The organism is Bradyrhizobium sp. WSM2793 (genome assembly GCF_000379585.1).
GTDB lineage: Bacteria > Pseudomonadota > Alphaproteobacteria > Rhizobiales > Xanthobacteraceae > Bradyrhizobium.
In genome coordinates, this window is the sequence record NZ_KB902802.1 from 266,501 (window position 1) to 278,163 (window position 11,663).

Annotated in this window: 11 protein-coding genes; 6 read left to right on the forward strand and 5 right to left on the reverse strand. The window is 64.2% G+C overall.

Annotated features, from left to right (window positions below):
- Complete coding sequence (locus A3AS_RS0131105; protein WP_018321404.1) at window positions 1-1,206, reverse strand: ABC transporter substrate-binding protein; 1,206 nt, start codon at window positions 1,204-1,206, stop codon at window positions 1-3.
- A 165-nt stretch (window positions 1,207-1,371) separates the two neighbouring features.
- Between A3AS_RS0131105 and A3AS_RS0131110 the strand changes: the two genes are divergently transcribed.
- Together A3AS_RS0131110 and A3AS_RS0131115 are read left to right on the forward strand one after the other, a co-directional pair.
- A complete protein-coding gene (locus A3AS_RS0131110) occupies window positions 1,372-2,139 on the forward strand; it encodes a FadR/GntR family transcriptional regulator (RefSeq protein ID WP_049815037.1) in 768 nt (255 codons plus the stop codon).
- Between the two features lie 116 nt (window positions 2,140-2,255).
- On the forward strand, window positions 2,256-3,866 hold the full coding sequence (locus A3AS_RS0131115) for an acyl-CoA synthetase (RefSeq protein WP_018321406.1): 1,611 nt from the start codon (window positions 2,256-2,258) through the stop codon (window positions 3,864-3,866).
- A 37-nt stretch (window positions 3,867-3,903) separates the two neighbouring features.
- Here the strand turns inward: A3AS_RS0131115 and A3AS_RS0131120 are convergent, their stop codons facing one another.
- Both A3AS_RS0131120 and A3AS_RS0131125 read right to left on the reverse strand, forming a co-directional pair.
- Window positions 3,904-4,623 carry an AraC family transcriptional regulator gene (locus A3AS_RS0131120; RefSeq protein ID WP_245283320.1) on the reverse strand — a complete coding sequence of 240 codons (720 nt, stop codon included), beginning with the start codon at window positions 4,621-4,623 and terminating at the stop codon, window positions 3,904-3,906.
- Window positions 4,624-5,050: 427 nt separating this feature from the next.
- Complete coding sequence (locus A3AS_RS0131125) at window positions 5,051-6,253, reverse strand: MFS transporter (protein ID WP_018321408.1); 1,203 nt, start codon at window positions 6,251-6,253, stop codon at window positions 5,051-5,053.
- Window positions 6,254-6,426: 173 nt separating this feature from the next.
- Here A3AS_RS0131125 and A3AS_RS0131130 point away from each other — a divergent pair, with 173 nt between their 5' ends.
- The 3 genes from A3AS_RS0131130 to A3AS_RS0131140 all read left to right on the forward strand — a co-directional run bounded on the left by A3AS_RS0131130 (window position 6,427) and on the right by A3AS_RS0131140 (window position 9,361).
- Window positions 6,427-7,230 (forward strand): hypothetical protein, encoded by an 804-nt coding sequence (locus A3AS_RS0131130; RefSeq protein ID WP_018321409.1) that lies wholly within the window; start codon window positions 6,427-6,429, stop codon window positions 7,228-7,230.
- Between the two features lie 156 nt (window positions 7,231-7,386).
- Window positions 7,387-8,397: an alpha/beta fold hydrolase gene (locus tag A3AS_RS0131135; protein WP_018321410.1), complete on the forward strand. Its 1,011-nt coding sequence runs from the start codon at window positions 7,387-7,389 to the stop codon at window positions 8,395-8,397.
- Between the two features lie 16 nt (window positions 8,398-8,413).
- Entirely contained in the window at window positions 8,414-9,361 is a 948-nt protein-coding gene (locus A3AS_RS0131140; RefSeq protein WP_018321411.1) for a fatty acid desaturase, read from the forward strand.
- A 55-nt stretch (window positions 9,362-9,416) separates the two neighbouring features.
- On the opposite strand, the gene A3AS_RS0131145 is transcribed toward A3AS_RS0131140, so the two are convergent.
- Both A3AS_RS0131145 and A3AS_RS0131150 read right to left on the reverse strand, forming a co-directional pair.
- A complete protein-coding gene (locus A3AS_RS0131145) occupies window positions 9,417-9,665 on the reverse strand; it encodes a hypothetical protein (RefSeq protein WP_026202545.1) in 249 nt (82 codons plus the stop codon).
- A gap of 138 nt (window positions 9,666-9,803) precedes the next feature.
- Window positions 9,804-10,784, reverse strand: coding sequence for a YafY family protein (locus tag A3AS_RS0131150; protein WP_026202546.1), 981 nt, complete (start codon window positions 10,782-10,784; stop codon window positions 9,804-9,806).
- 87 nt (window positions 10,785-10,871) lie between these two features.
- Between A3AS_RS0131150 and A3AS_RS0131155 the strand changes: the two genes are divergently transcribed.
- Window positions 10,872-11,516 carry a glutathione S-transferase family protein gene (locus A3AS_RS0131155; RefSeq protein ID WP_026202547.1) on the forward strand — a complete coding sequence of 215 codons (645 nt, stop codon included), beginning with the start codon at window positions 10,872-10,874 and terminating at the stop codon, window positions 11,514-11,516.
- The last annotated feature ends 147 nt before the right edge of the window (window positions 11,517-11,663 follow it).

Here is an 11,663-nt window from a genome sequence, read left to right on the forward strand (position 1 = left end):
TCACTTCACCAGCGGGCAACCGCCATCCTTCAGGGGCCGAAACGCCTGATCGGCGGGCACCTCGGCGAGCAGCTTGTAGTAATCCCACGGCCCCTTCGATTCCTCCGGCTTCTTCACCTGGAACAGATACATGCTGTGCACCATGCGGCCGTCCTCGCGCAGCACGCCATTGTCCGTGAAGGCGTCCTTCACCGGCAGCTCGCGCATCTTCGCCATCACCGTCTTGGTGTCCCTGGTGCCGGCGGCCTGCACCGCCTTGAGGTAATGCAGCGTCGCGCTGTAGGTCGCCGCCTGGTTCATCGTCGGCATGCGCTTGACGCGCTCGAGGAAGCGCTTGCCGAAGGCACGGGTCTTGTCGTTGAGATCCCAGTAATAGGCCTCGGTGATGATCAGGCCTTGCGCGAGCTTCAAGCCCAGGCTGTGCACGTCGGAGATGAACATCACGATCGCGGCCAGGTTCTGTCCGCCGGCGACGATGCCGAACTCGCCGGCCTGCTTGATCGCGTTGATGGTGTCGCCGCCGCCATTGGCGAGCCCGATGATCTTGGCCTTGGAAGCCTGGGCCTGGAGCAGGAACGAGGAGAAATCGGCGGTGTTGAGCGGATGCTTGACGCTGCCCAGCACCTTGCCGCCCGCGGCCTTCACGACATCGCCGGTGTCGCGCTCGACCGAATGGCCGAATACGTAGTCGGCGGTGAGGAAGAACCAGGTGTCGCCGCCGTTCTTGACGATGGCGCTGCCGACGGTGTGCGCGTTGGCATAGGTGTCGTAGGTCCAGTGCGCGGTGTAGGGCGAGCAGGATTTTCCCGTGATGTCGGAGCTGGCCGCATCCGTCACGATCATGATCCTCTCATACTGCTTCGACAACTCCATCACCGCGAGTGCGGTCGCCGAGGTCGGCAGGTCGATGATCATGTCGACGCCTTCGGTCTCCCACCATTTGCGGGCGATGGTGGAGGCGACGTCGGGCTTGTTGAGCACGTCGGCCGAGATCATGTCGATCGGCTTGCCGAACATCTGACCGCCGAAATCCTCGATCGCCATTTTGGTCGCCTCGACATTCCCCATGCCGCCGATGTCGGAATAGACGGAGGAGAAGTCGGAGAGCACGCCGATCTTGAGCGGCGCCTGCTGGGCCGAGGCAGGGGTGATCAGGGCAGCCGACAGCAAGCCGGCCGCAGACACGAGTGCTGCGATGGGTCTCATGGATACGTTTCCTCTTGAGCGGGGCTATTCTGTCCCTTTGTCCGACAAAGCTAGAGCCGGGTTCCGGCGGAGTCAATTTCCTCCGCGGATGTTATGAATGATGTAGTTTGACGCACCTGACGTCAGCGCCTATAGTTTGTCCGACAATCGCCATTGGAGGCCGGTTTGCCCATCGCGCCGCTGTTCCGACCGATCGATGTCGCGCCGGCCTATCAGAAGGTCGCCGACGCCATCGAACGCGAGATCGTCAATGGCCGAATCAAGCCCGGCGATCCCATCGGCACCGAGCACGACCTGGTCCGCCAGTTCGGCGTCAATCGCTCGACCATTCGCGAAGGCATTCGTGTGCTGGAGGAGGGCGGGCTGATCCGGCGCGATTCCTCGCGCCGCCTGCACGCCTGCCTGCCGCGCTACAGCAAGCTCGCAAGCCGTCTCAGCCGCGCGCTGGTGCTGCATGAGGTCACCTTCCGCGAGCTCTATGAGGCCTCGATGACGCTGGAGGTCGCCAGCATCGAGGGCGCCGTGGAGCGCGCGACGGACGAGAACCTCGCCGAGCTCGACGCCAATCTGCTGCGCAGCGAGGCCGTGGTCGGCGATCCCGCGATGCTGGCCGAATGCGATGCCGAATTCCACGTGCTGGTCGCAAAAGCCTCGCAGAACCGCGTGCTCCAGCTCGCGCGCGAGCCCGCGGCGCAATTGTTCTATCCGACCACCGAGATGATCGTGACCGGTGTCGCCGAAGGCGGTCCGCGTCTCGTCGCGGCGCACCGCCATCTCATCGACGCGATCCGCGACCGCGACCGCGAGGCCGGCGTGCTTTGGACGCGCCGGCATTTGCAGGACTGGCGCCGCGGCTTCGAGAAGATTGCTTCGCTCGATCGCTCGGTCGAGCACATGTACATGGAGCACGCGCAGGCGGCCCGGCGAAGATAGCGCCGCATGATCCGGAAAAGTGTGAAGCGGTTTTCCGGCAAGATCATGCGCAAAAGAGAAGACGCAAGACCTCAGACAAGAAATCCAACAAACAAAGACATCACCCGGAGGGACACATGAGCGAGACCGCAGCCACCATCGCGAAGGCACGCGAACATTCCATCGGCGATCTCCTGCGCCGCTCGGCAGGTCGCGATCCGAACAAGCTCGCGGTGAGCTGCGGGGATGTGAGCTGGACCTTTGCCGAGATGGACGCGATCTGCAACCGGCTCGGCCGCGGTCTGCTCGGGCTCGGCGTGAAGAAGGGCGACCGCCTCGCGGTGCTGTCGCGCAATTCGCACGCCTTCGCCGCGCTGCGCTTCGCAGTGGCGCGGATTGGCGCGGTTCTGGTGCCGATCAACTTCATGCTCAATCCGGACGAGATCAATTTCATCCTGAAAAGCTCCGGCGCAAAGTTGCTCGCGACCGGTCCCGATTTCGTCGAGCCGGCGAAGGCCGCCAGCGCGAAAGACTGTGCGGTCGAAAAAATGATCTGGCTGCCGGGCGAGGATCCCGCGTCGGCGCCGGCGGGCCTCACCACCTTCGACGACCTGCTTCATTCCGAGGGCTCGTTCCTGGATGCCTCGGTCGATAGCCGCGATCTCGCGCAGATCGTCTACACCTCAGGCACCGAATCGCTGCCCAAGGGTGCGATGCTGACCCACGAAGCCGTGATGTGGCAGTATGTCAGCTGTATCATCGACGGCGGCATGAGCGTGGACGACAAGTTCCTGCACGCGCTGCCGCTGTATCACTGCGCCCAGTTGGACGTGTTCCTCGGGCCACAAGTCTATCTCGGTGCCTCCGGCGTCATCACGGGCAAGCCGACGGCCGACAACATCCTGGCCCTGATCCAGGCCCACAAGATCACCTCGTTCTTCGCGCCGCCGACGATCTGGATCGCGATGCTGCGCTCGCCGAATTTCGACAAGTCGGACCTGTCGTCCCTGGAGAAGGGCTATTACGGCGCCTCGATCATGCCTGTGGAAGTTTTGCTCGAGCTTCAGCGCCGCCTGCCCGCCGTAAAATTCTGGAACTTCTACGGCCAGACCGAGATCGCGCCGCTCGCGACCGTGCTGCGGCCGGAGGACCAGCTGCGCAAGGCAGGCTCGGCAGGCAAGCCGGTGCTCAATGTCGAGACGCGCGTCGTCAACACATCAATGGAAGACGTTGAGGTCGGCGAGGTCGGGGAGATCGTGCACCGTTCGCCGCATCTGTTGTCCGGCTATTACAACGATCCCGTGAAGACTGCGGCAGCGTTTGCCGGCGGCTGGTTTCACTCCGGCGACCTCGCCACCGTCGATGAAGAAGGCCACATCACCGTGGTCGACCGCGTCAAGGACATGATCAAGACCGGCGGCGAGAATGTCGCCAGCCGCGAGGTCGAGGAGATGGTGTATCGTATCCCGGCGGTTTCCGAGGTCGCCGTGGTCGGCCTGCCCGATCCGCGCTGGATCGAGGCGGTCACCGCCATCGTCGTGGTCAAGAGCGGCGAAAAGCTAGACGAGGACACCGTCATCAAGCACTGCGCCGGCCAGATGGCGCATTTCAAGGTGCCCAAGCGCGTCATCTTCGTGGATGCCTTGCCGAAGAATCCGAGCGGCAAGCTGCTCAAGCGCGAGCTGCGCCAGCGCTTCGTCGGCGGCGAGACGCTCGACAAGGCGATCCAGAAGAATTTTGGCGCGTAAGGCCGGTCGGCTATTGGCTGCGTCGTGATCGAGTTCGCTAGCCGGCGCCGCCGGCCAGCTTCCTGACGTCGTCGGGCGTCTGCCCGAAGCGGCGGCGGAATGCGCGATGGAAGTAGGATACGTCGTGGAAGCCCGCGAGATGCGCGATCTCGATGATCTTGCGCATGCGCATGGTGGGATTTCGCAGCAGGCGTTCGGCGCGCAGCAAACGCTGCTCCAGCACGAAGCCGCTATAGGTGATGCCTGACTGCTCGAACAGCAGCTGAATCGTGCGCGGGCTGACCCGGTGCGCGGCTGAAAGCAGGGTGAGCGACAGTGCAGGGCTGTCGAGCTGCGCCAGGATGTCGGACTTGAGGGTTTCGAGACGCGCTGCCGCCAGGCCGCGCATGCGAGCCTGCTCGGCGACATCGCCGCGCGCTCCGATCATCAGCACCGAAAGATCGAACAGGTGCTGCGAGACCGCGTCCAGCTCGGCGGGGCCGAGCTTGTCGGCATACTCATGCGCGAGATCATAATAGCGCAGGAACATCGATGTGATCGGATTGGCGCCGGGGATTGAGCGTGCAATCAAATCCTCGGCATTCGGGCACGCGCGCAGCAGCGCCTTGCGGGGCAGCAGTGCGGTCTGGAAATTGCCGTGCTCGATCTGGGTGATGCATGCGCCCTTGATCGAGGGGTCGCCGATGGTGACGTCGCCCGCGGCGATGTCCAGCGGGCGCCTTCCCATGGCCCCGGACAGCGCCGAATTGGGCGACATCGTAATGATCAATTCGTCGTTCGTGCCCAATGACACGAAAGACATTGGCGTGCCGAAAGAGGCTGAGAGCCTGACACGAGGAAGAATTGCCGGCGCTATGGTCCGGTGGACACGCCCATCGCCGACCGGCACGAAATCGACGTTAGCCACCTGACGGCAAAACTGCTCGCGCCATCTTTCATAGGCCGGGCCATTCGGGTCGCCATCGAATGAGAGTTGTGGCTGGATCATCGATCGGAAGGGCAGGTTTGTTGGCGGTTTACGGCAGGTTGTATCGTCAGGCCGGTGTGCCGCAACGGCAAAAGCGCCGGATTGCGTGATAAGCCACTCGCGATGGCGCGCAGAGACCGCGACCAGGTGCCGCAGGCCCCATGTGCGTGGAGTGCAAAAGGCACTTTGCGCCGTGGCGTTCGGGTGGCGGTGAGCCTCAGTATTTCTTCACCGCCGCCCCGAATGCCAGCCACAGCACCATTGAGGCGAGGCCGAAGCAGCCGAGCAGCAGGAAGGTTGGCCCGTAGCCAATCCATTGCGCGATCCAGCCGCCGAGCGCCGGACTGAGGCTGGCGCCGATGCCCTGCACCGTAATCACGGCACCCTGGCCGAGATTGATGCGACCACTGCCGTTCAGCGCGCGCGCGACCATGCCGGGAACGGCAACCGTCTGCAGGCCGGTGCCGATACCGTCGAGCACCTGCATCGGTACGACGCCCCACCATCCCGTGACGAAGAAGGCCAGCACGCCGCGGATCGGCAGGAACATGAAGGACACCAGGATCACCGGCCAGTAATTACGCTTGCTCGCGGCCTTCATCGCGATCAGCGAGGTCACGACCATGACGCCTTGCGCGATCACCACGGTGGTCGCGACGAAGCTCGGGCCGTTGGCCTGTCCCTCGGCCACCGCCGCAAGTCCGTAGAGCGGAACGATGGCGGCATTGCCGAGATGGAAAAGGGCGAGCGCAAGTGCCAACACGAGCAGCGGCTTGTGCTTGAGCAGCATCGTCATCGCATCCGGCGGAGCCTTGGAGTCGTCTTCCTTGCTGCCGCGTGCGGCACGGTCGTCGATCGCCTTGGCGGGGATCATCATCACACAGGCGATCGCGATGGCGCCGAACACGGCCGCCAGCACGAACACGGCGACATAGCCGAACCTGTAGCCGAGATAGCCAGACAATGCCGCGCCGACCATGTTGCCGGCGTGGTTGAACGCCTGGTTGCGGCCGTTCAGCGCGTTGAATCCCTTCTGCTTGGCGATGCCGAGCGTGATGCCCGTTACCGCCGGTACGATGGCGGCACTCGCCAGCGATTGCGCCACTTGCGAGAACGTCACCGCCCAGAAGTTCTGCGAGATCAGGATGATCGCGGAGGCGAGAACGACGCAGATGCCGGGAATGACGACCCATAGCCGTTTGTTGCGGCTGGAATCGATGAAGCCGCCGATCGGAGTCGTGACCAGCATGCCCGCGACATTGCCGATCGTCATCGCGGTGCCGATCAGCCCGGTCGCCCAGCCGCGCTCCTGGAGGAAGACCCCGACGAACGGCCCAATGCCCGACTGCATGTCGGCCATGAAGAAGTTGAGCGCGAACAGAGGCCAGATACGGGACGAGGAGGGAGGACGCGATGTCATCGATACCCAAACATGCTCTTCGTGTGTCGCGATCCTCTTGACCACTCCTTCCGGCGTGGATCTGAACGTAACGGGCGCTCGCCGCGTTGGTTCCAGTCTGTCCTTGCGCTCATCGATCTTGCCGAAAGCGCGGTCGCAATGTCATCCTGCGATCTTCCCACGGAGCTCTGGTCATGCCTCTCTGGACCTGCGAAACCTGCGGTGCGCAATTCCCGAACGGCGGAAATCCGCCCGCCTCCTGCGTGATCTGCGAGGACGAGCGGCAGTTCGTGAACTGGAAAGGGCAGACCTTTCTCACGCGCGAGGAGCTCGCGCGGGGGCACCGACTGGTGGGACGCGACGATCTTGGCCTCACCGGGATCGCCCTGGAGCCGAGCTTCGCCATCGGACAGCGCGCGCTGCTGGTGCCTCAGGGCGACGGCTGCGTGATGTGGGATTGCATTCCGCTCGCAACCGATGAGGCCATCGAATACGTCGCAGCGCTCGGCGGACTGAAGGCGATCGCGATCTCGCATCCGCATTACTACGGCGCGGTCGCCGACTGGAGCGATACCTTTGGCGGCGTGCCGGTCTATCTGCATGCCGACGATCGCGCTTTCGTCACGCGGCCGCATCCCTCGATCGTGCACTGGACCGGCGAGAGCCACCGCATCTCAGACGATGTGCTGCTGCTACGCACCGGCGGTCATTTCGCCGGCGCCACCATGCTGCATTGGCAACGCGGTGCCGAGGGCAGGGGCGCGCTGCTCACCGGTGACATCGCCCAGGTGACGATGGACCGCCGCTTCGTCAGCTTCATGTATTCCTACCCCAACTACATGCCGCTCAACGCCGCCGCGGTGCGGCGGATCGCGGCCGCTGTCGAGCCGCTTGCCTTCGATCGCATCTATGGCGCCTGGTGGGGCCGCAACATCGCTGGCGGCGCCAAGGCCGCCTTCGCGGCGTCGGTGGAGCGCTACATCGCGGCCATCGGCTGAGCCGGCGAGCGGATCTGATTTATCTTGCCGGCCTCAAATAACTGTACTATAAGTACAGTTATAAAATCTGCTGCCATGACGCAGCTGCGAGCCCGGCATGATCGATGCATCGTGGAAGCTGCGGCGCTGTGCGGCCGCGTAAACGGAGTTCGGTTCATGACGGCGCACTACGAGATCTTCGAGGCTGGCGACGTTGTCCTCCAGTCCGGGACCGTTTTTCCTTCGCTGAAGCTTGCCTACAAGACCTATGGCACGCTGAGCGCTGCAAAGGACAACGTCATCCTCTATCCGACCTCGTTCAGCGCGCAGCATTTTGACACCGAGTGGCTGATCGGGCCCGACGGCGTGCTCGATCCCACGCGCTACTTCATCATCATCCCGAACCTCCTGGGCAACGGCCTGTCGTCCTCGCCGTCGAATAGCGCAGCGCCGTTCCCCGCGGTGACCTATCACGATGCGATTGCGGTCCAGCATCGGCTGCTCGCCGAGCGCTTCGGCATTTCAAAGCTGGCCCTCGTCTATGGGTGGTCGATGGGCGGCATGCAGGCCTATCACTGGGCGGCGCTGCACCCTGATATGGTCGAGCGTGCAGCCGTGGTCTGCGGCAGTGCCCGCTGCGCGCCCTATAACCATGTCTTCCTGGAGAGCGTGAAAGCCGCGCTGACCGCCGATCCCGCCTTCCGTGACGGCCGCTTCGCCGAGAAACCCGTCGCCGGCTATCGCGCCATGGGGCGGGTCTATGCCGGCTGGGCGATGTCGCACGGCTTCTATCGTGACGAGCTCTGGCGCGAGGCCGGCTTCACCTCGCTGGAAGATTATCTCGTCCGCGTCTGGGACGCGACGTTCGCCCGGCGCGACGCCAATGATCTCTTGGCGCAGGTCGGCATCTGGCAGCGGGGCGACATCAGCCGCTGTGAGGCATTCGGCGGCGATCTCAATCGCGCACTGGCGGCGATCAAGGCGCACATGCTGCTGATGCCGGGCGCGACCGACCGCTATTTCGACGTCCGCGACAACGAGGATGAGCTCGGCCGGCTGGCCAACGCGAAATCGGCCGTGCTGCATCCGATCCCGTCGCTGCATGGCCATCGCGCCGGCAATCCCGTTGGCAATCCGCGCGACCAGGCTTTTCTAAAGGCCGAGGTCGCGGCGCTTCTCGGCAAGTAAGGCAGGCATTTTGATCATGACCGACGCGACCGTTTCAGAGTCCGGCCACCGCCTGAAGCCGCTGACGCCGGCCATGCTGCGCGAATTGTCGGTCCGCTCCAATCTCAGAGGCGCGGCGCAGAGCCTTGGCCATTACGGCGTGATCATGCTGGTGGGCGCGCTGATCTGGAAGATCTCGTCGACGTGGGGCGTGCTCTGGGCGCTGCCGCTGATGGCGGTGCAGGGCTATGTCGTCGCCTTCCTGTTCATGGCGGTGCACGAGACCGCGCACAAGACCGCGTTCAAAAGCCGCAGCCTCAACCTCGTCGTCGGTTATCTCTCGGCCTTCCTCATCGGATTGCCTTACGAATATTACTGCCTGTTTCACTGGGACCATCACCGCTACACCCAGGATCCGGACAAGGATCCCGAGCTGATCGTCGGCTTGAAACCGACATCCGACACGCAGCTCGCGCTCGCCTATAGCGGCCTGCTCCAGGTCGCCGGTCGTCTCCGGCTGATGCTTGGCCATGCGGTCACCGGAAAGGTCACCGTGCCCTGGATCCCCGAAAACAAACGCCCCGTCATCGTGAGAGAGGCGCGTGCCTATGTCGCGGTCTATGTCCTGCTGCTCGCGCTCTCGCTGTGGTTCTCGTCAGCGCTGCTGCTCTGGGTCTGGCTCGTCCCGCTCGTCATCGGGCAGTTCTTCCTGCGGCCCTATCTCTATGCCGAGCATACCGGCTGCGAGCGCACCCGCAGCGCTTTTCAGAACACCCGCACCACCTATACCGCTGCGGTGGTCAAATGGTTCGCGTGGAACATGCCCTACCATGTCGAGCACCACGCCTATCCCTCGATACCGTTTCACGCGCTACCGAAGCTGAACGAGATCGTCGACGGTGAGATCGTTTATCGCGGCCGCGGCTACATCCAGACGGCGCGCGAGACCTGGGCCTGGTTTCGCCGGCAGCGGCAGGCCGGCTAACTCAACGCAAAAGCTCCGGTCGCGGCGCGACCGGAGCTTTGTCCAAGGCGGGATATCAGTAGATCCCGTAGGCACAGACATTCACGATGCGGACGCGCATGCCGTGACGGGTCTGAACGAGGCGCTCCTGGTAGCAGTTGCTGACGCCGGTGTTGACGTAGACGCCGCCGAAGCCCCAGCCCGGACCCCAGCCATGACCCCAATGGTGATGGTGGAAACCGCCAGCCGAGGCGGCGGTGGGCGCGAGAGCGGCAACGCCGAGCGAACCGGCGGCGATCAGACCGAGAGCAAGCTTACGAAACATCTTCATTCTCCAGTGTGGCGCTAAGGCCGTTGTTGTGTCCCTGCATCTCGGTCGGGCCGAGACGCGAATGCGTTCACCCGGGAGGAGGAGAATCGTGTTTCAGGAGTGTTTCGTGGGCTGCGGCGAAATATGCCGGCATTATGTTTTCCGCGCCGCGCGATAGCGCGCGGCCATCCCTTGCGTCAGCTCCGCCATCTTGTCGCGGAGGTCGGCGGGCTCCAGCACCTCGGCCTCGGGGCCGAGCCGCAACAATTCGGCCGCGGCGTGCCAGGACGTCTTGCCGACAGGCACGCGCGCAATGCGCCAGCCGTCTGCATCGCTGGCCTCTTCAATCTCCGTACGCGCTTTGATGTAGGGCTGGCTCAGCGCATCGAGCAGCTTGACGCCGAACGGCGACAACCGGACGATCGCGACATTGGGATGCATCTCCGCCTCGAGACGCAGCGTCGCGGCCTGCCAATAGGCGGCAAGATCGAAATCGGCTGGCCGATCGAAGCCGTCGTCGAGCGCCGTGCAGTCGAGCACGCGCGCGACGCGATAGGTGCGCACGCTGGCGTCGACCTGGCCGGCGAAATACCAGCTCCCGCCCTTCAGCACGAGACCTAGCGGCGCGAGGCGACGCTGCTTTTCCGCGCGCCAGCTCTGGTAGCGGATCTTGATCAGTGTCCCGCGCAGCACCGCGCCGGCAATCGTGCGCAGATGCTTCGGCTCTTCGGCCTCGCCGAACCAGCCCGGCGCGTCCAGATGAAAGCGTTCCTGCATCCGGCTGGCGTCCCGGCGCAGATGGACGGGCAGCGCCGCCATCAGCTTGTTCTGCGCGGCGATCATTGCCGCATCCAGCCCGAGCGCCGCCGCCGGGCCCGGCAAGCCCGCCAGGAACAGCGTCTCGGCCTCGCTCTGCGACAGGCCGTTCAGCCGCACGCGATAGCCGTCGAGCAGCCGATAGCCGCCCTCCGCGCCACGGTCGGCGTAAACCGGAACGCCTGATGCCGCGAGCGCGTCGATGTCGCGATAGATCGTGCGGACCGAGACCTCGCAGGCCTCCGCGAGTTCGGGCGCGGTGACTTGCCCCCTGGCCTGGAGGGTGGTGAGGATCGACAACATTCGGCTCGCGCGCATGATTGCTTAAACCATACCTGACACAGGATGTCAGGTATGGCCCGCTACAAGCTGCGCCACCGCCCGCTGGCCCGATGGAGACCTGCCATGACCGATCCGAACCGCATCACGCTGTATTACTCGCCGCAAAGCCGTGCCACCGGCACGCGGGTGCTGCTGGAGGAGCTGGGTGCCCCCTACGATCTGCACGTCCTCAACATGAAGGCCGGCGAGCAGCGTCAGCCCGCTTATCTCGCCATCAATCCGCTCGGCAAGGTCCCGGCGATCCGCCACGGCGATGCCCTGGTGACCGAGCAGGTCGCAATCACCATCCATCTCGCCGATCTCTTCCCGCAGGCCGGTCTGACGCCCGCGCTGAACGATCCGCTGCGCGGTCCTTATCTGCGCTGGATCGCCTATTACGGCTCATCTTTCGAGCCGGCGCTGATCGACAAGTTCATGCAGCGCGAGCCGGCGCCGATCACGCAGTCGCCCTATGCCGACTACGACACCATGTTAGGTGCGCTCGAAGCGCAGCTGTCGAAGGGGCCCTATTTGCTTGGCGAGCGGATGACGGCTGCCGATGTGTTGTGGGGCGTGGCGTTCAGCTGGACCATGATGTTCGGCATCGTGCCGAAGAAGGACGTCTTCGTCCGCTATGCCGAGCGCATGACCGCGCGGCCTGCGTTCCAGCGCATCAATGCGGCGGACGACGAGATGGCGGCGCTGCATGCGAAGGCGGTTGGAGGCTGAGCAGGCGCCTCAATCTCCACTGTCGTCCCGGGGCGCGCGTAGCGCGAACCCGGGACCCATAACCACAGGGAGATATTTTGCGAAGACCCCGGAGTGATCAGCTTTGCTCCATAACCACTCCCTGTGGTTATGGCTCCCGGATCTGCG